General features: G+C 49.3%; 20 protein-coding genes and 1 pseudogene. 4 read left to right on the top strand and 17 right to left on the bottom strand.

The window, feature by feature from the left end; genetic code table 11:
• Positions 1-40: 40 nt before the first annotated feature.
• Both BO18_RS25670 and BO18_RS33600 read right to left on the bottom strand, forming a co-directional pair.
• Entirely contained in the window at positions 41-1,492 is a 1,452-nt protein-coding gene (locus BO18_RS25670; RefSeq protein ID WP_034450552.1) for a glycosyltransferase family 39 protein, read from the bottom strand.
• A 139-nt stretch (positions 1,493-1,631) separates the two neighbouring features.
• A complete protein-coding gene (locus BO18_RS33600) occupies positions 1,632-3,656 on the bottom strand; it encodes an endo-1,4-beta-xylanase (RefSeq protein WP_051689168.1) in 2,025 nt (674 codons plus the stop codon).
• A gap of 284 nt (positions 3,657-3,940) precedes the next feature.
• Here BO18_RS33600 and BO18_RS33595 point away from each other — a divergent pair, with 284 nt between their 5' ends.
• Entirely contained in the window at positions 3,941-4,705 is a 765-nt protein-coding gene (locus tag BO18_RS33595; RefSeq protein ID WP_051689167.1) for a lysophospholipid acyltransferase family protein, read from the top strand.
• Entirely contained in the window at positions 4,683-5,531 is an 849-nt protein-coding gene (locus tag BO18_RS25655) for a diacylglycerol/lipid kinase family protein (protein ID WP_034450551.1), read from the top strand. The genes BO18_RS33595 and BO18_RS25655 overlap by 23 nt, the downstream gene beginning before the upstream one ends.
• A gap of 701 nt (positions 5,532-6,232) precedes the next feature.
• Here BO18_RS25655 and BO18_RS25650 read toward each other — a convergent pair.
• The 13 genes and pseudogenes from BO18_RS25650 to BO18_RS25595 form a co-directional block, all read right to left on the bottom strand.
• Positions 6,233-7,096: a hypothetical protein gene (locus BO18_RS25650; protein ID WP_034450549.1), complete on the bottom strand. Its 864-nt coding sequence runs from the start codon at positions 7,094-7,096 to the stop codon at positions 6,233-6,235.
• Positions 7,097-7,232: 136 nt separating this feature from the next.
• Positions 7,233-8,231 (bottom strand): hypothetical protein, encoded by a 999-nt coding sequence (locus tag BO18_RS25645; protein ID WP_034450546.1) that lies wholly within the window; start codon positions 8,229-8,231, stop codon positions 7,233-7,235.
• Positions 8,232-8,417: 186 nt separating this feature from the next.
• Positions 8,418-8,666, bottom strand: a complete 249-nt coding sequence (locus tag BO18_RS25640) for a TIGR03905 family TSCPD domain-containing protein (RefSeq protein ID WP_034450543.1) — start codon at positions 8,664-8,666, stop codon at positions 8,418-8,420.
• Between the two features lie 166 nt (positions 8,667-8,832).
• A complete protein-coding gene (gene mgtE / locus BO18_RS25635) occupies positions 8,833-10,227 on the bottom strand; it encodes a magnesium transporter (RefSeq protein WP_034450540.1) in 1,395 nt (464 codons plus the stop codon).
• 273 nt (positions 10,228-10,500) lie between these two features.
• The gene (locus tag BO18_RS25630) at positions 10,501-11,691 is read right to left on the bottom strand and encodes an MFS transporter (RefSeq protein WP_034450537.1); all 1,191 of its coding nucleotides are present in this window, start codon (positions 11,689-11,691) and stop codon (positions 10,501-10,503) included.
• Positions 11,692-12,053: 362 nt separating this feature from the next.
• Positions 12,054-12,494, bottom strand: coding sequence for a hypothetical protein (locus tag BO18_RS36360; protein WP_330379680.1), 441 nt, complete (start codon positions 12,492-12,494; stop codon positions 12,054-12,056).
• A pseudogene (locus BO18_RS36355) lies at positions 12,492-12,608 on the bottom strand (N-acetylmuramoyl-L-alanine amidase family protein); the annotation flags it as partial. The gene BO18_RS36360 and the pseudogene BO18_RS36355, both read right to left, overlap by 3 nt.
• Before the next feature lie 222 nt (positions 12,609-12,830).
• On the bottom strand, positions 12,831-13,958 hold the full coding sequence (locus BO18_RS25620) for an aldo/keto reductase (protein ID WP_242856606.1): 1,128 nt from the start codon (positions 13,956-13,958) through the stop codon (positions 12,831-12,833).
• Between the two features lie 98 nt (positions 13,959-14,056).
• A complete protein-coding gene (locus BO18_RS33590) occupies positions 14,057-15,241 on the bottom strand; it encodes a CPBP family intramembrane glutamic endopeptidase (protein ID WP_051689165.1) in 1,185 nt (394 codons plus the stop codon).
• 70 nt (positions 15,242-15,311) lie between these two features.
• On the bottom strand, positions 15,312-15,890 hold the full coding sequence (locus tag BO18_RS33585) for a DUF2812 domain-containing protein (RefSeq protein ID WP_051689164.1): 579 nt from the start codon (positions 15,888-15,890) through the stop codon (positions 15,312-15,314).
• Position 15,891: 1 nt separating this feature from the next.
• Entirely contained in the window at positions 15,892-16,203 is a 312-nt protein-coding gene (locus tag BO18_RS25605) for a PadR family transcriptional regulator (RefSeq protein WP_034450534.1), read from the bottom strand.
• A 571-nt stretch (positions 16,204-16,774) separates the two neighbouring features.
• Positions 16,775-17,707, bottom strand: coding sequence for a cysteine synthase A (gene cysK, locus BO18_RS25600; RefSeq protein ID WP_034450531.1), 933 nt, complete (start codon positions 17,705-17,707; stop codon positions 16,775-16,777).
• Positions 17,708-17,765: 58 nt separating this feature from the next.
• Positions 17,766-19,046, bottom strand: coding sequence for an O-acetylhomoserine aminocarboxypropyltransferase/cysteine synthase family protein (locus BO18_RS25595; protein ID WP_034450527.1), 1,281 nt, complete (start codon positions 19,044-19,046; stop codon positions 17,766-17,768).
• 455 nt (positions 19,047-19,501) lie between these two features.
• Here BO18_RS25595 and BO18_RS25590 point away from each other — a divergent pair, with 455 nt between their 5' ends.
• Positions 19,502-20,023, top strand: coding sequence for an RNA polymerase sigma factor (locus BO18_RS25590; protein ID WP_034450523.1), 522 nt, complete (start codon positions 19,502-19,504; stop codon positions 20,021-20,023).
• Positions 20,024-20,075: 52 nt separating this feature from the next.
• Positions 20,076-21,245 (top strand): hypothetical protein, encoded by a 1,170-nt coding sequence (locus BO18_RS25585; protein ID WP_034450520.1) that lies wholly within the window; start codon positions 20,076-20,078, stop codon positions 21,243-21,245.
• Positions 21,246-22,185: 940 nt separating this feature from the next.
• Here the strand turns inward: BO18_RS25585 and larC are convergent.
• Entirely contained in the window at positions 22,186-23,436 is a 1,251-nt protein-coding gene (gene larC, locus BO18_RS25580) for a nickel pincer cofactor biosynthesis protein LarC (protein ID WP_051689163.1), read from the bottom strand.
• A gap of 65 nt (positions 23,437-23,501) precedes the next feature.
• Complete coding sequence (gene larB / locus BO18_RS25575; RefSeq protein ID WP_034450518.1) at positions 23,502-24,239, bottom strand: nickel pincer cofactor biosynthesis protein LarB; 738 nt, start codon at positions 24,237-24,239, stop codon at positions 23,502-23,504.
• Position 24,240: the final 1 nt, after the last annotated feature.

The following is a 24,240-nucleotide window of genomic DNA, read 5'->3' as shown; positions in this document are numbered from 1 at the left end:
TTTTCAATAGACTTTTATTGTTTTTCGATAAAATTCAAGGTCAGCCCTTTATCCAGACCAGTCCGTAGAAGACCAGTGAGATAACGGCCAGAGCATAGACCGAAGCGGTTGTCAGGAGCGATAAGAGGTGCGGGCTCAAGTCTTTGGCCCTGCCGGTATAGTATGCACCCGCGATGACCGTCGGGACGATATATCTGAACGACATGGTGCATGTGTACGGATAGCTGAAGCAGAAATAAACGTAAGATGCGAGCTGCGACAGGAAGAGCACCGTTATCACGAGATCCGTGAAGCTGCGGTCCTTTATCCAGCAGATAACCATGTTCGCGAAAACAGTGATCACGAACACAGAGAAAACCGAGAGAAGCAGATAACCGATGAGCGCCAGGAGCGTGTGATCGCGGTAGTAGTCGCCGTCGAAAACAGCCGCATCCAGAGTCTCAGTGATGATGTTATAGTCGACTCCGTCGCCGAACGCGAGGAACCTTTTCCATGCCGGCTGATCTATTATGAGACCCGGATTTAAGATAAGGTCCGGTTTTGCGACATATGTGATCGGCACCTTCCAGAGGACATAGGACCTCACCTGATACCAGAGTCCCAAAGGCGCGCATACCGCCATGAACGCAACATACTGAAGGAACATGACAGGCTTCTTTTTCGACTCAAAAAAAGCCTTGACCATGACGAGACCTATGGGCACGGCAACGATCCCGGCAGAGAGTTTTCCCATCATGCCGAGGCCGACGCAAAGGCCGATGCCCATGAGCTTTGCAAACGACTTCTTCTCCTCCCCGTACCAGACGAACGTCAGATAGAGAGCCGCTATCGCAAACATTACCGCAATGGGGTCGTTGTTGAGCGCACCGGAGAATACGATCAGCTGCGGGTGCAGGGCAACCGTGAGGTAAGCCAGTGTCTTTGCCTTGGGCTTCAGGTTCCAAAGATCCGTGAACCTTTTGGCTAACGTAAGTGTCACGAGCGAATAGAAGAGCGACAGGCACTGGAGAGCATCCCAGTTATTGCCGTACGAAGGAGCTACTGACTTGTAGATGCTGAAGAAGACCGCGCAGGTAATGTGCTGCAACGGCGGATGGTAGAACTGCCAGTGCTCGGCGATGTTCTCGTCCAACAGCCTGTGGTTGTTTATCAGATACTCGATGTATTCGGAATGGTAGTTGTAGTCGTGGAAGATGCCGAATTCGCCCATGTCGTGCTGCCTCTGCTGGGCACCCGTGTACAGCACATAGAAAGTCCTTATTGCCACGGCGATGATCGTGACGGCGGCGATGATCTTCTCATTCCTGCTCTTCCCGGCGCTCATTACCATGAGGCAGGCAAAGCCCGTAAATCCCAATAACAGGACCGCGAGCCGCAAAGGGTTCATCAGAGCGGAGTTGCAGCCGGTCGCGATGAGTACGAAAACAGACCATACAGCACATGCGGCTATATCGGTTATTAGTCTGCTCCCTTTTCTGATACTCTTCTCCATACGGCGTAAGGCCCCCTCTCTGCCGATAACAAAAGGATATTCGAGCGGAAGAAGAATTGCAAATGACAGTAATATTAAAAAACAAAAGAGGGCTGCCTCGCTTGAGACAGCCCCCGGATCATTGACTTAAGTCCCCGGATCAGTTCATTGCCTTGATCTCGACGTTGTCGAGGAAGAACGGGCTCATGTCGGAACTCTCGAAATAGATCGTGAGTGTTGCGCCTTCTTCAACCTCGAAATCGCCTTCGCCAAGTACCCACTCGTCAGTACCGGTCTGGACTTCAGCGATGTTGGGCCATGTGCCGTCGATATCAGCCGTGCACTTGCAGACATCTGCCTTGGACTTGATCGCGAAGCTTACATGGATAACGTGACCAGCATACTGTGAAACGTCGATCGAATAACCGTCGTACTCCGCATAACCTTCAGAGTTCTGGAGGCAGTAATCACTCTCGTAACCGCCTTCAACGATCTTCTGGACGGAGCTGTATCTCGGTCCGCCGGTGAACTTCTGATCCTCGTAGTCCTCTACGAAAGGAGTTGTATCGGATACGGGCTCAACATAGTCGGCAGGCTTCTGTACGTCGCCGCCGTTAACCGCGCACATAACGCCTTCATATGCCGGCTTGGGTGACAGGTTGCCGTAGAAGAGCAACGGCTTGGTAGCTGACTTCCAGCTCATGTCATCTGTGAGACCCCAGACAGTAACGCACTCGATCGGCACGCCTGCCTTGTCTGCTTCGATGATGGCGCTGAAGAGTTTCTTCATGTAGACGCCCTGGTCATACATGGGGTTAACGGACTTAGGTGCCTGAACATCAAGCTCCGTGATGTGGATAACGACACCGAGCTCATCAGCATATCTCTTTGCGGCTGCAACGTAGTTATCTACATTGAGTCCGGAGTTGATGTGGCTCTGCATGCCCATACCATCGATGTTGCCTGCAGCTGCAATGGGCTTGAGCAGGTTGATGATGTCATCCTGCTTGGATGTCTGATACTCGTTGTAATCGTTGTAGAAGAGCTCAACGTTTGCGGGAGCGTGCTTTCTTGCGAACTCGAAAGCCTTCTCAACGAAGTCTTCACCTATTGTCTGTGTCCAGTAGCTCTGTCTGATTCCGCCGCCGTCATCGATGCACTCGTTGCAGACGTCCCAAGCATAGATAACACCGGGATAGTTTGTCTCGCACCAGTTGATAACGGTGTCGATGTAGTTTTCCATTCTCGTGAGCATGAGATCTCTGCTTGCAAGCTGGCCGTTTACATCGTAGTTCTCATAGAAGAACCATGAAGGTGTCTGGGAATGCCATACGAGAGTGTGGCCTCTCATTGAGATTCCGTTCTCCTTGCAGAAATCGAGGATAGGCTTTGCAGCATCGAAATGAACTGCAGGGCACTCATTGTACTTAGCGGGATCTGCAAGAGTTGTCTTAGCATCAAGAACATTCTCGGGCTTCAGTTCGTTTTCGGGTGTAACGGAATTGAACTGTGTGAGGATGAGTTTCTTGAATCCGTCGTTTGTGTTCGTCATGACAGTTGCGGGAGATGCAACGCCGAACTTGAAATAATCTGCATAAGCTGCAGAAAGAGAAGCTGTCTTTGTAGGATCCTCAAGTGATTCGACAGGTACGTTCGTAAGGTCGTTGAATTCGCCGTCGATGCTGACTTCGAAAGAACTTACCGTGTAATCCCTTACGTCGTTTGCCTCAAGATAGATCAGGGCATTCTCTGCGTTTGCAGGGATCTCGATCTTGCCTGTGATGTCGACCACACCGGACTCGTTGGGGATTCCGGCAGCGATGTTGACATAGGTTACGTTTCCGAAGATCTCATATCTCATGGAGAGAGTAAGAGAACCGTTCTCGGTCGTTGCCTGGGCACTTGTAACGACGGTATTGCCTCTGTAATCCGGGCACGGCACGGCAACACCCGTATTGCTTGCCGAACGTTCTGTGACTACAGCCTTTCCGTCCTTAAGAGTGACCTTGCAGTCGCCATAGGTGACCCAGTTGCCGCCCTTGTTCTCGCCCTTGGTGAAATCCGCCGTAATGGTAGTAGGGACTTCACGGGGTCCGTCCGATCCTTTGGGGAGCGCGTCGCATCCGCCAAGGAGGAGCATGCCTGCCATCAGGCCGGCAACAATTTTAAGAAAACCTTTTTTCATATTACCTCCGCGAAAAAATAGTTTTTGCTTCTTGCTTCTTTTCCGTGGGTTTATAATACCGCAAGAATGGTTGAACAAACAAGTAGAGGTATTTGGACCAGTGCTACAAAAATAAGCGTCAACTACTGTTAAGGTGACATTTATGTTTTACACATCTTGCTATTTGCATATTCCATTCGCAAGTTTTGTAATTTTGTTTTCCCCTTTTTGGCGAACAATTAAAGGAAAATTTGAATATCAAATTATCTTGCCTTCTGCTATTATGTGCTTGAGGTGATGGTGTAATGAAGTACATCTTATGGTTGATCGTTTTGCTCATCTCAGGCTTCCTGCAGTACGTGCTGCTCCTGATGGTCAGTGCCTGTCTTGTAGATTCAAAACGCTTTTACGATAAGCACAACGGTTACTACCGCTGGCTTCTCAACAGCTCAACCTGGCTTCTGATATTTTTCGGAAGGATCCATTTTCACACAAAGGGCATGGACAGGATCCCCACAGATCAGAGATTCCTCATGGTAAGCAACCACAAATCCAAGCTCGATCCGATCACGACATGGTATCTGCTCAAGGACTACGATGTCGCCTTCATTTCGAAAGAAGAGAATTTCCACGTCCCGTTCTGGGGCAACATCATCAGGAAATGCTGCTTCCTCGCCATAGACCGCGAAAATCCGAGAAAGGCGATGGAAACGGTCAACAAAGCCGCCGATCTTATAAAAGACGACCAGGTGTCGATCTACGTCTATCCTGAAGGCACGAGGAACTTTGGCGAGGGGCTCCTGCCGTTCCACAACGGTGTCTTCAAGATCGCCCAGAAGGCAGATGTCCCGATAGTCATATGCGGCATAAAGGGCGCCGACATGATAAAGAAGAATGCACCGTTCCACAGGAGCGACGTGTATTTCGAAGTTCTGGATGTCATATCTGCAGATGAGGCAAAGACCATGCGCTGCAACGACATAGGCGATCACGCAAGAGATCTCATGCTCGGGTTTATAGAACAGAAAGAGGGGGAGGAAAAGAAGAATGTCAATTTACGTACTGTATAACGGGCTTTCCGGGAACGGATCGGGAAAGGCAAAGGCAGAAGGAGTCAAGCCTTTCTTAAACGGCAAGGATATAGTATTCAAGGATGTCTGCGAGCTCGACTATAAAGAATTCCTTGCAGGACTTTCTTCAAGTGACGAGATCTGCCTCTGCGGCGGCGACGGCACGCTCAACCGCTTCATCAATGATACGGACGGCATCGAAATAGAGCAGGCAGTCTTCTACTTCCCAACAGGCAGCGGCAACGACTTCTGGAACGATCTCGGGAAGAAGCCCGGCGACGCACCCGAACAGATCAACAAATACATCGTCGACCTCCCGTTCGTTGAGGTCAACGGCATGAAGCGCCGCTTCCTGAACGGCATCGGCTACGGCATCGACGGTTACTGCTGCGAAGTCGGCGACCAGATGAGGGAAGCCGGCAACGAGAAGATCGACTATGCCGGGATCGCCATCAAGGGTCTCCTGTTCCACTACAAGCCCACCAATGCCGAGATCGAAGTCGACGGCAAAAAGTTCTCATATCAGAAGGTCTGGCTCGCGCCCTCAATGAACGGCCGTTACTACGGCGGCGGCATGATCGCCACACCAGGCCAGGACAGGCTCGGCAAAGACCGCCTTCTCTCTTTACTGGTATTCCACGGCAGCGGCAAGATCAGGACTCTTGCCATCTTCCCTTCCATCTTCAAAGGCAAGCATGTCGACCACAAGAAGGTGGTAGAGGTCAAGACAGGCCACAGGATCACCGTAACGTTCGACCGCCCGGTCGCTCTCCAGATCGACGGCGAGACAGTCCTGAACGTTACCACCTACACCGCGTATAAGTAAGGTTTTGATGTAAAACTTTTACTTGTGCTTCACTTGAAAGTCCCTCACAGCATTGGCCAATGCTGTGGGGGATTTTCAGTTTGGCATGTGTTGCGAAAGTGCTGAAATATCCCCGTGAGCCTGGGCCGGTTTTTCCGGACTTTGGGATAAAACGGAGGCGCTTAATTTGTGAAATCACTGTCCGTTATCTTGACAGAGCTCCAGGGCTGAATTATCCCACCGCGCCATTTTTCGGGACTTTGGGATAAATTCTGAGCTCAAAATTATCCCAAGATGAGGTTTTCTTGCAGTTTGGGATAAAATCCCAGCTCAAAATTATCCCAAGTGAGCATTTTTAAACTTTTGGGATAATTTCACCTCTGAAAATTATCCCGCGGAGGTAATAATCTAAGGTTTGGGATAAAATCGCCACTATGGCCGTTAAGTGCAGAATATTTCTTCCGGCTGATATCGTTTTTAAAGACTTTTTCCTGAAAACGATACCTTAGCATTCCGGCTGATATCGTTTTTAAAGACTATTTTCCGAAAACGATATCTTGACCTTCCGGTTGATATCGTTTTTAAAGACTTTTTCCCGAAAACGATATCTTAACATTCCGGTTGATATCGTTTTTAAAGACTTTTCCCTGAAAACGATATCTTAACATTCCGGTTGATATCGTTTTTAAAGACTTTTCCCTGAAAACGATATCTCTCACAGTTCACTTCCCGGTAAACAGCTCATATTCCTTCATATCATTATTCGGCAGCAATATCATGCGGCAGTGAATGCTCCCGCGCTCGACCGGGTCAGACGGCGCTTCATCTTCATCAAGGCAGACAAATCCGACATAAGATCCTGATACGATGAAGGCATCCGGAGATTGGAAACTGCTGACCGGGTGATCGAAAAGTTCGACTGCGAGGCAATGATCCTTAAAGATCTCCGCAGTGTCGAAAAACTCAAAACCGCCGGCACTGCCGAGGTCGATCCCTGCATCCTTCACGAACGCATCGAGCTCTTCCGGAGTGGTTATAAAGCCTTTGGAATTACGGGCAAGGTCTTTTCCGGAGCAATCAAAGATGCCGATGAATGATTCAAGCTGAGAATACACGTGTGCGGCACCTGCCTCTTTTAGGGAGCGGCTGTACTTTTCGAGGATGCCGGTCACTCTCGATGCGTTCTCATCTTTCAGTCTGCCGAAAGATTCTCCCCATTCGTTGATCACGACGGGCTCGCCGCCGATACGGACTATCATCTGAGATGTGCCGGCGTCGAAACAGCACTCGTCGCCACGGACAAATTCCGAGCCCTTATCTATGAGCGGCAAAAGGTGGAGAAGTTCGCTGATGTCTTCGTCACTGATACGGGCAACAGGATCGGTGTATCTGATCAGCAGAGCCAGCCTCTCGTCTTCGGAAAGGCCTTCATCCATGCTCCCGGCGCGGATCTCAACCGACTCAAGCGAGCGGTAGATGTTCCCGTCCGACATGAAGAAAACAATGTCGCTGTAGTGTCCCCACGCTTCGTTGCGGTGGCTTATGACCGCCAGAAGACCTTCGGCCGGTGATGAATGTTCAGTCATGTCTTGCTCCCTTCCCAAAGCGGGTGACGGTGATCTTAAGTTGACGACGCTCTTAAGTTGACGACGCTCTTAAGGTGACGGTTATCAGAAAACGGCAGTATTCAAAAACAGCAGCGATCAGAAAAACAGAATGTGATCACCCAAGGAACATGTCGTAATCGCTTACCTGGTATGCGGGCAGCTGCACTATGTGACAATATGCGTATGTCTTGTCAGTGCTATCCGTAAGACCGGGTTCATCTAAAAATGCAAAACCGCAGTAGCCTCCGGATACGACGAACGCGTCAGCCGTGACCTCATCGAGTTTCAATGACGCGGGATATTCGATGATCTCAACTGCAATGCAGATATAATTGAATCTGTCGTATTCGGAATCGCCGAAATACTCGAAAGCCTCCATGTTCCTGATGTCGAGCCCTGTATCTTTCTCGAACTTTTTGAGCTCGTCGATGTTGGTGATTATCTGTCTGCAGGGCTTGACCGTTGTTTTTGGACACTTAAAGGTCCCGATAAAAGATTCGGAGTTGGAATAGACGTGAGGTGTTGCTCCCCACTCGGCATTGGAAAACGCATCCCTGATATACTTTTTGACTCTCTTGGCATTGCGGTCGTTAAGTTCCCCGTTCCGGTCCCCGGATTCGCTGATCTCGATCCACTCACCATCGACCAGAACCTGGATATAGCTCGTGCCTGCGTCACAGGCATATTCATCGTCATAAACGAATTCGGAACCGGGATCTATCTTGACCATGTATTTATATATCTGGCGGATGTCATTCATTTCGAGAGTGAGAACAGGTTCAGTGTAATCCATAAGGATCTTAAGTCTATCGTTATCCGAGAGCCTGTCGGACCAGTTCGTACCGTAGGACTCGAAAGATTCTTCGGAACTGTATACCCTGCCGTCAGACAAGACAAAAGTACGGCTGCTCTGATGACCCCAGGCGGCATTATCGTAACCGGATATGAAAAGCAGCTCATTTTCGGGCAGCTCCGGTTCTGTCTGAACCGGCTTTGTCTCATCGGGATCTTTGGGCTTTTTTGTAGTCTCCGTGGTCGAATTGCAGCCGCATAAAAACATGGACATGCAAAGAGAGGCCGTAAGTACCGAAGCAATGGTTTTCGAAAGTTTCATAAGATCATCCTCCAGGGATATTATACCTTTGAAACAGATAACTGCTCAGGTTTGTTGCAGCCAGGCTTTTCAGATGTCCGCGAAAGAGAGCGGCAGATGTACTTGCAGCGGCGTCCTCCTGAAGAGCGTTCGCCTGAGCGGAGCGTGCCTAAACAACGTGCGCCTATAGGCCGTACGCCTGAATGCTCAGCCTAACTGTTCGTCTATGGCCTTTGCAAGCTGGTCGGCACATGACGTGCCCTTCATGCCGCAGGTGTTGCCTCTTAAGATCTCTGCGACTTCTTTGGCATCCTTGCCTTCGACAAGTTTTCCGATGGCTTTGAGGTTGCCGTTGCAGCCTCCGATAAACTTGACGTTATAGAGTTTCCCGTCCTCTATATCGAAGTCTATCTGGATTGAACAAATGCCCTGAGGGCTGAATGTTACGTGGTCCATGTCTTATCCTCCATATGCAGCTACATTATGATTTCGGGATAATAAACGGTCAAGCAAAAATAAGGGTAGAATCTCGGCAAAGACCTACCCTTATAAGTTGCTTTTATCAGACTGAGGTATCTCCGCCTCATATGGCGGATGACAAAAGTTAAAGTGCCCGGAGGCCTTAAAAATTCATAACGTTTATCAGTAAGATCCAGCTGATTCCGTAGTAGCATGCGACGGCCACAAGGTCGTTGACCGTGGTGATCAGGGGGCCCGAAGCGACAGCCGGGTCGACCTTGATGCGCTTGAAGAACAGCGGGATCAGCGTGCCGATTATGCTCGAGCAGATCATGGAGATCAGGAGGGCTATACCGATGCATCCGCTCACAGCAAATGCGAAAACAGGTTCGCGCTGCTTTATAACCATCAGATAGACGCCTATCAGGATCACCGAAGCAACGCCCAGTATGAGACCTACGCTCATGCCGACCTTCGATTCCTTGATGACGAGCGTGAGCTTCTGCGTAAACGTGAGGTTCTCGTCCGTCAGTACTCTGATCGTGACAGCGAGCGACTGCGTGCCGACGTTACCTGCCATGTCGAGGATCAGCGACTGGAATGCCATGATTATCGTAAGGTGTGCGATGACGCCTTCGAAAACGCCGACAAGGCTCGAAACGAGCATGCCGAGGCACAACAGTATAAGAAGCCACGGCATTCTCTTCCTGATGCTCTGGCCCAGAGGTTCCTTGATATCTTCTTCCGCAATAAGTCCGGCGAGTTTTACGTAGTCCTCACCGAGCTCATCATCGACGACTTCGACGATGCTCTGCGACGTGATAACTCCAAGTATCTTGTTGTCCTCATTAAGTACAGGGATCAAGTCCTCCGAATAATCCTTGAGCTTTTCGATACAATCATCGATCAGCTCGTTAGCGTAAACGTAAGGGAACGACGTGACAATCAGCGTGTTGAGGTCCGTCGTGCTCCTTGCGGTGATGAGATCCTTGAGCGTAAGTGCTCCGTAGAAGAGACCCTCGTCATCTTCGACGAAGAGAGTCGAGATGTTGTCGTTCTCCTCAGCCTGTGTAACGAGCTCCGTCATTGCTTGCTTGACCGTGAGATCCAGACCGATCTTGATGAAGTTGGCGGTCATCTTTGAACCGATCTCGTCCTCATCGTAGGATGCGATTATGCTGATCTCCTGCCTGACTTCGGAGTCGAGCGCCTCGATAATGAGTCCTCTTCTCTCCTTTTCGAGCTCCCTCAGAACATTGGCAGCCGTATCCGTCTCGAGTTCGGATACGACGGCAGCCGCACGTCTGATGTCCATCTCGTTGAGATATGCGCCTACCTGCTCTTCCTCAAGGCACTCGAATGCCTCGGCAAGCAGTGTCTTACCGCAGACCCTGAAAAACTTCTTGCGCTCTTTCTCGTCGAGCTCCTCCAGGATCTGTGCGATATCACTTGCGTGATAATCTTCCAGTTTGTAATGAATTACCCTCGGGGAATCATTCCCCCTTATGATCGAGATTATCTCGTCCTGATAATCTCTCCTTATTTCCTTCTCTGCCATTTGTTTCCTCCTGAAAGTAAACAAACGACGGGAACAAAAAACCTCTGCAATGCTTTGGGCAAACAGAGGTAACGATACATCATTTAGTCCTTAAGGTCCGAATACAGTGTCCGGCATGACTTTAAGGAACAAAGGATATTTCGCGCACGTTTCCCTCGTTTGTCGCAACTGTCGCCAGCGTCCACCGTATTCACCTCTCTTTTTTGTTGGAATCCGGGGCTCATGTCCCCGTTCGAAATTTTAGCACGGTAAATGTTATTTGTTAACCCTAAATTATCGCTCTTTGCGAACTTTTATCATGATCCCCGCGACCGAGATTATCAGCACCAGAGGGAAGACGCTTCCGATGAGCATTCCATTCTTCAGATCGTCCCCGTTCATCTGCGCGAAAACGCCCACGATGCCCGGTCCCATTGCGCCTCCGAGATCTCCCGCCATCGCAAGGAACGCGAACATCGCGGTCCCTCCCCTCGGAAGTCTTTTCGACAGGATGCTTATCGTGCCGGGCCACATTATGCCCACCGAAAAACCGCATACGATGCATCCGATAAGACATATGGCCGGCGCCTTCGAAAGAGATGCCGCGAGATAGCAGCCGAGGCACAGGATCCCCGAACCGAGCATGTACTTCGTGAGCTCGAGCTTTTCGCCAAACTTTCCGTATATAACTCTGGAGACGCCCATAGCAACGGCGAAAAGACATGGGCCTACCAGGTCACCCGTCGTCTTCGGCATTCCTATCGCCGACTCCGCAAATGCCGAGAACCACTGCGCCATGGCAAGTTCACAGGCACCCGCGCACACCATCAGCACTATTCCCAGAAAGAACACAGGCGTCCTGAAAAGTTTTCCCATGCCCATCTCCACGCCGTCTTCGGTAAGTGATTCGATGGGGCATACCGCAAAGTTTATGATGTTCACGAACGGGATAAGCGACCATACGCACGGGAGCCATCTCCAGTGGTCTATCCCGAACACGAAAAAGAATCCCGACGACAGGGCTATGACACCGACGCATCCCCAGCAGTAGAACGAATGGAGTATGCTCATCACGGATGCCTTGTTATCGAAAGGACACGCCTCGACAATGGGGCTTGCGAGCACTTCGATGAGCCCGCTTCCTATAGCATAGAGGATCGTACTCGCAAGGATACCGGTAAAAGGGTCCGGCAGCAGATAAGGCAGAAAAGAAAGACCCGCAAGACCCAGTCCCGCCAATGCCTCAGAAATCAACGCGCCGGTCCTGTATCCGATCTTATTGATGAACCCTGCACATATCAGATCAACGGTCAGCTGCGTGATAAAGAAAGCGATCGGTATCAGCGCGATCTTACCCAGAGATATCCCGAACTCGGTATGAAATCTCAGGAACAGGAGCGGCGCAAGATTGGCAGTTATCGCCTGCGTAATGAAGGCCAGATAACATGCCGTCAGCGTTGTCTTGTAGTTTTTGCCCTTGCTCATCGTAACCCCCGGTTTTTCATTTTTTAGTATAACAGGGAGATCGTTTGGAATGTCATTAAGTTCCGTATCTTCTCGCGTCCTTCTGTGTAAGGGCATATGTACGGGGGCTGTTTATAAGTGCAAGAATCCGTGCTGTTTTTCGCCAAATCCCGCACGAAAAAGTTCGCTTTTATAAGTTCACGTTAGAGTACGTTTTTCCCCGAAAATCCGTACTCTGTAGTGCACATATATGCGAAAGTGCAAATTTGAGTACGGTTTTTTTCGAAAATCCGTACTCTGTAGTGCACATATATGCGAAAGTGCAAATTTGAGTACGTTTTTTGACTATATTCCGTACTCTGACAAGCATAAATCAGTTGTTGTCAAGGATTCGTGCAATAACCCGACTTATCGAAATTATAGTCTTTCCCGTCGATCTTCCAGGTCTCGTTCTTTGCATACCAGCCATTTGAGTCGCCATACCACCAGCCCTTGGAATCCTTCTTCCAGGAAGCCTTGTAAGTGTATGTCCACCTGCCGTCAGCATCAAGACGGTAACCTCCACAGTACTCACCGGTTGCCATCGCACCATTGGTCTTGAAGAAATAGTAAGCTCCTCCAATCGATTTCCATCCTGTTACCATCGCGCCCGAGGCATCAAAGTAATACCAGACTCCGCCAAGCTTCTGCCAGGATGTTCTCATCTTTCCGTTGTCGCCGAAGTAGTACCATTTGCCTCCGACAGACTGCCAGTCGGTACGCATCTTGCCGTTGGTTCCGAAGTAGTACCAGACACCGCCGATCTTCTGCCAACCGGTCTTCATCTTTCCGTTGGAGGCAAGATAGTACCATATACCGCCGTCATCGATCCATCCGGTCTGCATGACGCCTTTTTCATCAAAGCAATACCAGTTGCCGCCTATCTGCTGCCAGCCGGTAACGGGGTCCCCATTCTTATCAAATTATCCCCGGGAGTTACAAGAAAAGTATAGATAAAAAGAAGTCAGGGTTCAACAAGCTGCAGACCATATCTGCGGGGGCTTTCAATGCCCGTTTTCAGGCTAAACATAACGCCATGGCGCGAATACTTTTATCCCGAAAAAATAACCCGCCGGCCTCAAAAAGAGTACCGGCGGGCAAGGCAGGAATATGTTATATGTTTATCCCTGTGACTCGAACTTTTCGACAGCCTCCTGCATGAGGGTGATGATGGGCAGATGCTGCGGGCAGACGCCTTCGCACTGGCCGCAGGCGATGCAGTCTGATGCGTGGCTGTATCTGTCCACAAGGCCGTTATAGAAGAACTGAGGTCTCATGTCGCCCGGGAATTTCCTCGCGGTGTTGATAGCGCTGATGACATCAGGAATGCTGATGCCCATAGGGCAGCCTTCGACGCAGTATTTGCAGGACGTGCATCCGATGAGCTCTACGCGGGACATTGCTTCGACGACCTTATCGACAGCTGCTTTCTCCTCGTCGTTAAGAGGCTCGAAATTCTTAAACGTGTTCATATTGTCAGCCATCTGATCTTCTGTGGACATGCCGCTCAAGATGGTGGTTACTCCCGGAAGACTTCCGACAAAACGGAATGCCCATGAAGCGACTGACTTGTCGGGACGGATGGCCTTAAGGATAGAGGCACACTCATCGTCAAGATTTGCGAGCTTGCCGCCCTTGCAGGGTTCCATGACTATGATCGGAATATTCCTCTCGGAAAGGATCTTATAGAGCTCGCCTGAATGGACTATCGCATTGTCCCAGTCGATGTAGTTGAGCTGGATCTGAACGAACTCGACCTCAGGATGCTTATCCAGGATCTTAACGAGCAGTTCCGGAGTTCCGTGATATGAGAATCCGAAATGCTTTATCCTGCCCTCAGCCTTCTTCTGAATGCCCCAGTTGAAGCAGTCGTACTTCTCGTATGTATCGTAGTTGTTGCCGTCCTCGATGCTGTGGAGGAGATAGAAATCGAAGTAATCGACTCCGCATCTTTCGAGCTGTTCGGTAAAGACCTTATCCCTGTCTTCAAATGAATGGATGAACCACGCCGGAAGCTTTGTCGCAAGAGTGAATGAATCTCTCGGGTGACGCTTGACGATGGCTTCCTTTACGGCTTTCTCAGAGTTGCCCCCGTGATAGACATAAGCCGTATCGAAATAATTGAATCCGGCATCCAGATAGCTGTCTACCATCTTGCAGACCTTGTCCAGATCGATGACTCCGTCTTTCTCCGGGAGTCTCATAAGGCCAAAACCGATCTTGGGCATTTTGCTCAAATCTATACTCATAGGGACACCTCCTGATCTAAAACCAAGATTAGATTATCACGAATGATTTAAGCCAGTCTTGTTTATTTACATATTTTTTTGTAGATAATCAGACCGTATTAATTGACGTGTATCTGTATCTCAGGCTTATCGCCGACAGAGCCTTCCCCGCCCCTGATCTCAGTATGGTAAAGTCCTTCGGAAAGGTCGAGCCTTGTTGTGAATGGTCTTATCTGAGCGCCCTTGTTCATGTCAGTATCGATCAGGACATTTCCGTCATCATCCGTCATTACAAAGGAATACTCTGCTTCTTTATTGCAGGACATAACGACTGTAACCGTATATGTTCTCGCTTCTTCTACAGAGAAATCCATGAGCGCATCTTTCGAATCCTCAGTAACCTCATATCCGATAGTGCTGTTTACGATCGTTTTGTTCAGCTGGCCTGAAACTGTAATTGCGATTCCTGAAATGAACATGACAGCTGAAAGGATGCCTGCGAAAAGGAAGTTTATCTTCTTATGTGTCTCAGGGCTTATCATCAGCCATCCGAGAACGAGGAACACAGGAGCCGTAAAGCCCATCAGCAGATATATTCCGAACATATCAGGCGTGAACGATACCGCTACGCTGCTGCTTGCCATTGTCTTTGCGGAATAGATTCCGGCGAGTGCGGAAAATGCATTGTTTGCGAAATGCATGAGTGCCGACAGAAGGATATTGTTGCGCTTGACCACAACAAAAGACAGAACTCCGCCGAGGATCGCCGTCGCCATAAAACGCAGCGGTGACATGTGGTTGATGCCGAAGAGCAGTCCCATGATGAGTACAATTACCCAGTCCTTCTTGATCGATCTGAAGCATGAGAGTATGGCACCTCTGTGGATAGCTTCCTCACAGATGGCAGGTGTTAACGAGACGATCAGGAAAGCCAGGAGAGCATTTCCCGAATAGAGAAAGCTCGAAAGTTCAGCCGTCTCTGAAGCCCATGCCGGGAAGAGCATTCCGACCAGACCTACAGTTACATAAGAAAAGCCCTGTCCTCCAAGGAGAAGGAACAGACATCCGAAGATCTCTCTTACTGTCACTTTCTTTATGGGAAAGACCTCTTTGATACTGACCTTGCGGATAAGACAGAAACCTACCGCAACAGCAAGGAACAAGACCTCTGTCAGAACAAGTCCCGTCATTCCCCAATGCTCCTGCATATACGTGCAGACCGTTAAGAAAAGTGCTAAGAGCACTGCGAAAAGCACTATACCCATCCAGGGCTTAAGCCTCTCCTGATTAGTTAATTTTTGCATAGTTATACCTCCCCTATTCCTAAGAGTTTTAAAAATGATTATTTATGTCAGGATAAAAGCATCACTGATGCTATTCGTGTATCTTACGTTCCTTTTTAAGGTTTCCTATCTTAATGAATGCTTTGACCGCCGCGATGACTGATGCCACGCAGAGCGCGAGCATTAATATCGCGCATATGAGATTCAACGTCATTAACATGTTGTTCCTCAATAATGAACTCACTACGATCGAGGTGTTCAGCAAAGCCGCAAAGAGTGTAAATGCAATTACAAATATCAGGTATCCTGCCATAACCTTCTGATAGTTGATCTTTGAATCGATATCAGAATACAGTTCAATGCCGTCCGGATATTCTTCTTTAAGAGCTCTCGTATATACCCAGCATGTTCCGGGATAGTTGATGTAGCACACAACCTTAATGCCCATCTCCTCCAGAAACTTGAAGTATTTCAGATTCTCGGCACTCTCTCCTCCCCCCTTAAGGAAGATCTCCTTGTAGATATACTTGTTTGGTTCCGTCTCTTCGAATTCAAAAGTTAATCTTCCTGCATGTTCAAGAGAATATCCGTGTGAAGCCATCTCATTGATCCAGGCCTGCTCTTTCTCGAGCTGCCAGATCCAAAACAACTTATGAATAACTCTGCGCATATCAGTTTCCTCCCAAAATCCTCTTGCCGTTATCGACCAGTTCAGAGAGTCTTGCAAGTTCTTCTTTGAGTACGGCAAGACCGTTCTGGGTGATCACGTACTCCTTCTTGCGGCTCTCGGGGTTTTCCGGCAGAGCATCTATCCATCCCTTCTCAACGAGCGAATTAAGCGCTCCGTAAAGTGTACCTGCGGCGAGCTTTACACGCCCGTGTGACAGTTCTCCCACATTCTGGATTATTCCGTATCCGTGAAGCGGTTTTTGAAGCGACAACAAAATGTAGAAGACTGCTTCTGTTAACGCTAACTGTGGCATTTATCTATCCTCCTTTTATATCGGCTTCCGATATATCGTAACCCGAGTATATCGTCTCCCGATATAGTTGTCAATATCTTTTCTGCGATTTTGAAAAATAGTGAAAAATACTGCAGCGGCCCCTGAAGTGCAGGAGCTCAGGTGTATGCGAAACAGTACCGTTTGAAGGTCGGTTTGGTACCAGCCCACATACTTTAGCCATCGTGCCCACGCCTGTTGGTAGTCTGAACCGGTCATTTTTCGGGCATGTCAGACTACCATCTTGAGTTCTTGGTAGTCTGAACCTGTCATTTTTCGGGCATGTCAGACTACCATCTTGAGTTCTTAGTAGTCTGAACCTGTCAATTTTCGAGCATGTCAGACTACCAGGAAACTGATTTGGTAGTCTGAAGCAGCCATTTTTCAGGTGTTTCAGACTACCATCTGCTAACTAGGCAACATGATCCGGATAACCGTATTCTGAAGAGATAAAGAAAGGCGCTGTCTCTTTGTGACCGGGTCACAGAGACAACGCCTTTGGTTTTTTATGGCATATTTTGTTGTTTATTCAGTCTTACTATATCTTTAGAACTCAGTCTGCGAAAAGAGGAGTCGAGAGATAACGGTCCCCCGTGTCAGGCAGGAGTGCTACGATCGTCTTGCCCTTGTTCTCGGGACGCTTAGCGAGCTCGATTGCTGCCCAGAGAGCTGCACCGGAAGAGATTCCTACGAGAACGCCTTCGTTCTTGCCGAGAAGCTTGCCTGTTGCAAATGCATCGTCATTGGTTACGGGGATGACCTCGTCATAAACGCTTGTGTTGAGAACTTCGGGAACGAAGCCTGCGCCGATACCCTGGATCTTGTGCGCACCGGCAGTGCCCTTACTCAGAACGGGAGAGTCAGCAGGCTCTACAGCTACGACTTTGACGGATTCCTTCTTTGACTTCAGATATTCGCCTACACCAGTAACCGTTCCGCCTGTGCCTACACCTGCAACGAAGATATCAACTTCGCCGTCTGTGTCTTCCCAGATTTCAGGACCTGTAGTCTCTTTGTGAGCCTTCGGATTTGCGGGGTTGATGAACTGGCCTGCAATGATGCTGTTAGGGATCTCAGCCTGGAGCTCCTCAGCCTTTGCGATCGCGCCCTTCATTCCTTTAGCGCCTTCTGTGAGAACGAGTTCAGCACCGTATGCCTTGATGAGCTGTCTTCTCTCAACGCTCATGGTCTCAGGCATTGTGATGATGAGCCTGTAACCTTTAGCAGCTGCTACGGATGCAAGACCGATACCGGTGTTGCCGCTCGTAGGCTCGATGATGACACTGCCTTCCTTAAGTCTGCCGGTTGCTTCAGCGTCTTCGATGATCGCCTTTGCGATGCGGTCCTTAACGCTTCCTGCAGGATTGAAGTATTCTAGCTTTGCTACGAGCTTTGCTTCAAGGCCAAGAGCCTTTTCGAGATGTGTGAGCTCAAGCAAAGGTGTCTTACCGATAAGCTGGTCTGCTGATGTATAGATCTTAGTCATAATTATTCCTCCCGTATGACTGCTAAAAGTAATTATATATCAGTTGATCTGTAAGGGATCAAATTGCTGCGAAGCCCTTTTCGAGATCTGCAATGATGTCATCGATGTGCTCTGTACCGATAGAGAGACGGATCGTGTTCTGATAGATGCCTACGTCGTTGAGCTCTTCTTCGGAAAGCTGTGAGTGTGTTGTGCTTGCCGGGTGGATAACAAGGCTCTTAACGTCAGCAACGTTAGCAAGGAGTGAGAACAATTCGAGGTGGTCGATGAAGTCGAATGCTTCCTTCTTGCCGCCCTTTACGTTGAATGTGAAGATGGAGCCGCCGCCGTTAGGGAAGTACTTCTGATATACTTCGTGATCCGGATGATCTGCAAGTGAAGGATGGAAGACCTTCTCTACCTTCGGATGATTTGTGAGGAAGTCCAATACCTTCTTTGTATTCTCGATGTGACGCTCAAGTCTCAAGGACAGAGTCTCTGTGCCCTGGAGGAGCAGGAATGCTGCGAAAGGTGAGATGGAAGAACCTGTATCTCTTAAGAGTATAGCTCTGATATAAACTGCGAATGCTGCCTTGCCTGCTGCATCTGTGAACTTAACGCCGTGATAGCTGGGGTTGGGTTCAGAGATCCAGGGATACTTGCCGGAAGCTGCCCAGTCGAAGTTGCCGGAATCAACGATAACGCCGCCCAATGTTGTGCCGTGGCCGCCGATGAACTTTGTAGCAGAGTGAACTACGATGTCTGCACCGAACTCGATAGGTCTGATGAGGTAAGGTGTACCGAATGTGTTGTCGATAACGAGCGGGATGCCTGCCTCGTGAGCGATCTTAGCAAGTGCTTCAATGTCCGGGATGTCAGATGAAGGGTTGCCGAGTGTCTCAATGTAGAGAGCCTTTGTATTAGGTCTGATGGCAGCCTTTACTTCGTCCAGATCATGGATGTTGACGAATGTTGTCTCGATACCATAAAGGGGAAGTGTGTGTGCGAGAAGGTTCTCGGAACCGCCATAGATCGTCTTCTGAGCTACGATGTGCTCACCCTTAACTGCGAGAGCTTCGATTACATATGTGATTGCTGCTGCGCCGGAAGCAACTGCGAGTCCTGCAACGCCGCCTTCAAGTGCTGCGATACGGTCTTCGAAAACGCCCTGTGTGGAGTTTGTAAGTCTTCCGTAGATGTTGCCTGCGTCTGCAAGACCAAAACGTGCTTCTGCATGAGCTGAGTTATGGAAAACGTAAGAAGTTGTTGCGTAGATCGGCACTGCGCGTGCATCGGATGCGGGATCGGGTTGTTCCTGGCCTACGTGGAGCTGGAGAGTTTCAAATTTATAGTTAGACATAATTGTGTTATCCTTTCTTGATTCAAATAGTTATAGTTGTGCTGTTGGAACAGCTGCTGTTTGAACAAGAACAACACATTCGTCCACAACGGAAGTTACAACGGACTAATGACTGGAAATAGAACTTACGGTCGTACATAACTTCCGTCCTCCTCTCTCTGATGATTTTCGCATATGATAAACACTTAAACCCACCTTGTCAATAGGTTTAATCGATATTTTTTCGAACATCGAAAACGCCCTGTGTACGGAAACAAAGCCGCTCTTTTTATATTAATTATTCATGCACAAGTGCCGAACATGAGGCAAAAATGTGGTGTATAAATTTATCGGGGATAATTTTGTCACAGACCGGCTCTCCGGTTTGTTATATAGGGTAGAAGGCCATACACGGGGACCCCTTAAACTCAGCAAGGTGGAAGGCCTTTCAGGAAACAACAAGGAGACCAAAGCAAATGGCACTGCCGTCAAAACAGCTCAGATTTATCGAAGATTGTTATGAGCTCTACGAACAGAAGATGTTCCGTGTGGCACTGTCCGTTCTGCATGACGAATCACTGGCAGAAGATGCCGTACAGGACGCGTTTTTACAACTTATCAGACATAAGGTCCATTTCGAAAAAGCTGATTCGGATGAATGCAAAAGGTACATCATAACGGTCATAAAGAATGCTTCGATCAATATCTATAACAAGAGAAAAAACGAAAGCAGGGTCGTCAGCTTCTCGGATGATCTGGAGTCTGTTTGCGGCGAACAGACTGTTGCCGCGGCAGACGACAGAAAAGACGGAGCAGCGGAGTGCACACCGCTGATGAGGTCGCTTCCCGAGAAATACTATGCTGTCGTTGAATGCCTTGTGGTTCACGATTATACGGTCACAGAGACAGCCGGCAAGCTGGGCATCACAGAGGCAAATGTAAGAAAACGCTATGAACGGGCCAAGAAGCTGATGCGTCAGAACTTAGGACAGACCTGAGGACCGGACGATCAAAGGAATTATCGGACAACCCCCTATCAGGAGATTACTTATGAACAAAGATCTTAACGATAAAATTTTCGAACACGATATAAGTATTGAGGAATTCGATCACATCACAGACGGTGTGGAAGATCATGTTTTCTCGGACAGATACTTAGCGGGAAAGGAATCTATAATGAAAAATGCACATAAAGCAAAGATAAGCAAATTGGGGATCAAGGTAGCAGCCGCAGCATCGGCAATCGTTGTAGCTTCACCTTTTGTGGTCAATGCCGCAACAGGAGGAGAACTCTTTAACAGACTCTGGGGCAACGAAGGAAAGAAAAATGTCGAGACCCACAACGAAGTGGTCGTCGAGGACGGCAAGTACGATGATAAGGGCAACCCGGTAACGTACGAAGTCACGATGCCCAAAATAGAGTACGTAGCTCAGGATCCTGAGGTTGCAGAACGTCTCCTGGCCGGAAAGTACACAACAGAGCCCGTTTCTACTACAATCGGCGATACAACTGTCACAGTTGAGACAGTCGTACGTGACGGCATGGGAATCGTCGCAGCTTACACGGTCGAGAGAGCCAAGGGCGTAAACTGCTATGTTTACAGCCAGGAGGAGAATGAGGCAAAGGGCGCATTCTTCAATGAAGATCAGAACATCATGTTCGGATTCCAGGAAGGTCACGGCAAGATCTGGGTAGACCTTGAGAAATCAACAGATACAAAGCTCTACTGCTACGAGTATATGTTCGAAGATTACACCGTCTTCGGATCTGAATTCGCTAAACCCATAACTGACCACATCACCCTCTACTGTGTGGAATTTAATGATACTAGAACCAACATCGAGAAGACCCTTACTGAAAAGGGCGACACAAGCTACATCAAGGACGAGAAGAGCGTTGTTATTCCCGTAGCAGACAAGCTCGATTCCAAGACATTCACATCCGCCAACGGCGGCACGGTCAAGATCTCCCCTATCGCAATGCAGTGGGATTCCACAGGCGGTGAAGAACCCAAGGGCGAAGCACTTGATTCTGTTACGATGTTCAAGATCACATATAAGGACGGATCCGAGTATCTCGTATACGAAGATGATAAGGTCGCAAGCTATGGCTACATCTGCGGAACCGACACAGGATTCATCGTTCTTTTCAACCGTCTCGTAGACACAGACAACGTTGCAAAGATCACGATCGACAATATGGAGTTCACACTCGGCTGATATTTCGAAAGACAGCGGATTTTGAAATGAAGTCCGCACCGGCCTAATAAATCAAGCTGAATAACAGGGATAGAAAAGCAGGGGCAGTCTCAGGACTAAAATGAGACTGCCCTTTTCGCTTTGCCCAGTGTCACTGCTGCACAATGACTTGCTTTTTGCCCGGGATAACTGCTGCTCAATGACTTGCTTTTCGGCAGGGTTCCGGCGGCGCTCCGTTTGCCAGGCTGGTGCGATTTGAAAACACTTGAAGAGTTCGCAGGTCATAGAAAATCCGGCAGAGATGCGGCTATGCCTTATTTTTGCAAGATTTTTCTATGCACATACTCGAAAAATTCGGCAAATGATTCGGCAGCGCCGCATAGCTGCCGATTTTTTGAAGTGGTGACTTCAAATGCGAGTCGCTTCAAGCCATTCTCGAAAAGCTCGAAATGTATGACGTTTCATTATCGAAAACCCGGCGGAAAAGCAGGCACGTATGAAGTAAAACCTCGGCTAAAAACCTGGCGCGTACCGTGGTTTTAGCCGGGTTTTTGAAGAAAACCTTTAAAAAGCAGGTTAAAACACCGGCTATAGCCGAGGTTTTAGCCGGGGTTTGCGAAAAGACTCTGAGAAAGCAGACGTTTTCGAAAAGATTCTGAGACAGCAGACGTTCTCAAACCACTTCTGATACAACAGTCTTTCTAAAACGCATCTGAAACCAAAAACTTTCTCAGACGCCGTCTGCTCTGCCGCTTATACTTCATGTATTGTGCTTCAATGATGCAGAAGACAATGAGGGCAATAAGCCACACGCCCAAAGCCACAAGCGCCGCAATGAATACAGGATTGCTGTAGATCAGTCTGTGGAAAGTGTAATCGATCAGGAGGACAGAACCGTCTATGTTTTCGCCGATCGGAGTATACAGGATGATGCCCGGAACAACTCCTTATTAGGCAGGGATCATTTCCTGTCCGCGATATCTGCCACGTCATCGAATTCTGGCTTGGCCTTCGTGACTCCGAAGCCTTCCGACACCTTGACCCTGACCTCGCCGAATCTGGTCATGACCTTCTCTTCCCGCCTTGCAAGTTTGAACCTGTCCATCTCAACATATCTTATGCCGATCGTGGATGTGTTTTCGAAAATAAGACCCGCGAACTTTTCCTTTTCCTCCGCTTTTACGAGCACGGTGAAAAGGATGCCCGGACGGTTCTTCTTCATGAAGACCGGCGTCGTGAAAACGTCCAGCGCGCCGCTGTCCATGAGGACTCCGGTCGCATAGCCTATCTCCTCGCCCGTCATGTCATCAACGTTGAATCTGAGTTCGACGACCTTATCTCCCTCACCTTCGGAGGTCCCGATAAATGTCCTCAGCATGTTTGCCTTGGGGAAATCCTTCTTTCCCATTCCGTAACCCGTCTTCTCTATTGCCATGACGGGCCTGGAACCGAAGGAATCCGCGAAATGCTTCAGGAGCGCCGCGCCTGTGGGTGTCAGCAGTTCGCCTTCAACATCACCGCTGTATGTGGGAACGCCCTCTATAATGCTTGCCGTGGCGGGTGCGGGAACGGGCAGTATACCGTGCGCGCATCTGACCTGGCCGAAACCTGTCGCCAGCGGTGATACTACGATCCTGTCGGGATCTATCTGCTCCAGCAGGACACACACACCGACTATGTCTGCGACCGCATCCATCGTTCCGACTTCGTGGAAATGGATATCCGTAACCGGCCTGCCGTGAGCCTTGCTCTCGGCTTCGGCAATGAGTCCGTATACCGCGAGCGCATCGGACTTAACTTTTTCAGATACGTTAAGGCCGTTGATGATATTCTCTATGTCGCTCATGTGGGCGTGGTGATGGTGGTGCTCGTGATCGCCATGCTCGTGATCACCGTGTTCATGATGGTGTTCTTCACCGCCGTGGGTGTGGTCATGTTCGTGTTCATGAGTATGTTCGTGTGAATGAACGTGTCCCTCGTGCGTATGCTCGTGCAGGTGCTCGTCTTCTTCCACACCGAGTGCGGTAACGTGCGCGTGCGTGCCTTTGATGCCGCACTTAACGCTTTCTTCAAACTGATAGGTAACGTCAGGGATCCCTATCGAATTGAGCTTCTCCTCACAGGCCTTAACGTCTCCCGTGAGTTCCGCAAGAGAAGCCAGGAGCATGTCTCCTGCCGCGCCCATATTGCATTCGATATAAAGAGTCTTCATTGTTTACCTCCGATATTGCCGCTCCTGCTTACAGCATCTGATGCCCGGGCAGACAGGAGCCGGAATTAACCTCCAATGTGGTTGATCATGCTGGCAGAGTAGCCCGCACCGAATCCGTTGTCGATATTTACCACCGTGACACCGCTCGCGCATGAATTGAGCATGCTCAAAAGCGCCGTGAGTCCTTCAAAGGAAGCACCGTATCCCACGCTCGTGGGGACCGCGATCACGGGACAGTCCACGAGTCCGCCGATAACGCTCGCGAGGGCTCCTTCCATGCCGGCAACCGCTATTATGACGCCCGCGCTCATGAGCTCCTCTTTGTGCGCGAGAAGCCTGTGAAGGCCCGATACTCCGACATCATAGACGCGGCTGACCTTGTTGCCCAGGAGTTCTGCCGTGACTGCAGCTTCCTCTGCGACAGGCAGATCGGAAGTCCCGCCCGTTGCGACAACGATGGTCCCTTTCGCATCAGGTGCGGGAATAATCCCCGCCGCGCCGATGCGCGCTTCCTTGTAATATTTTATCTCAGCCGTAAGTGCCGCGGCCTTCTCTTCCGAGAGCCTCGTGATGATGACGGTCTTAACGCCACCATCCAGAAGCGACTTCGTGATCATGTCGATCTGTTCGGGCGTCTTTCCTTCGCCGAAGATGACTTCGGGAACACCCTGTCTAATGCCTCTGTGAAGATCGGGTTTTGCAAAGCCCAGATCAACGAACGGCTTCATCTTAAGCTGCAGTTCAGCCTCTTCGGGTGTCATTTCGCCGTTTGCAACCTTATCCAGGATCTCTCTTGTTTCCATT

The organism is Butyrivibrio sp. AE2032, assembly GCF_000702965.1.
Note: the sequence above shows the minus strand (reverse complement) of the source record. Positions and strands in the feature narration are given on the sequence as shown.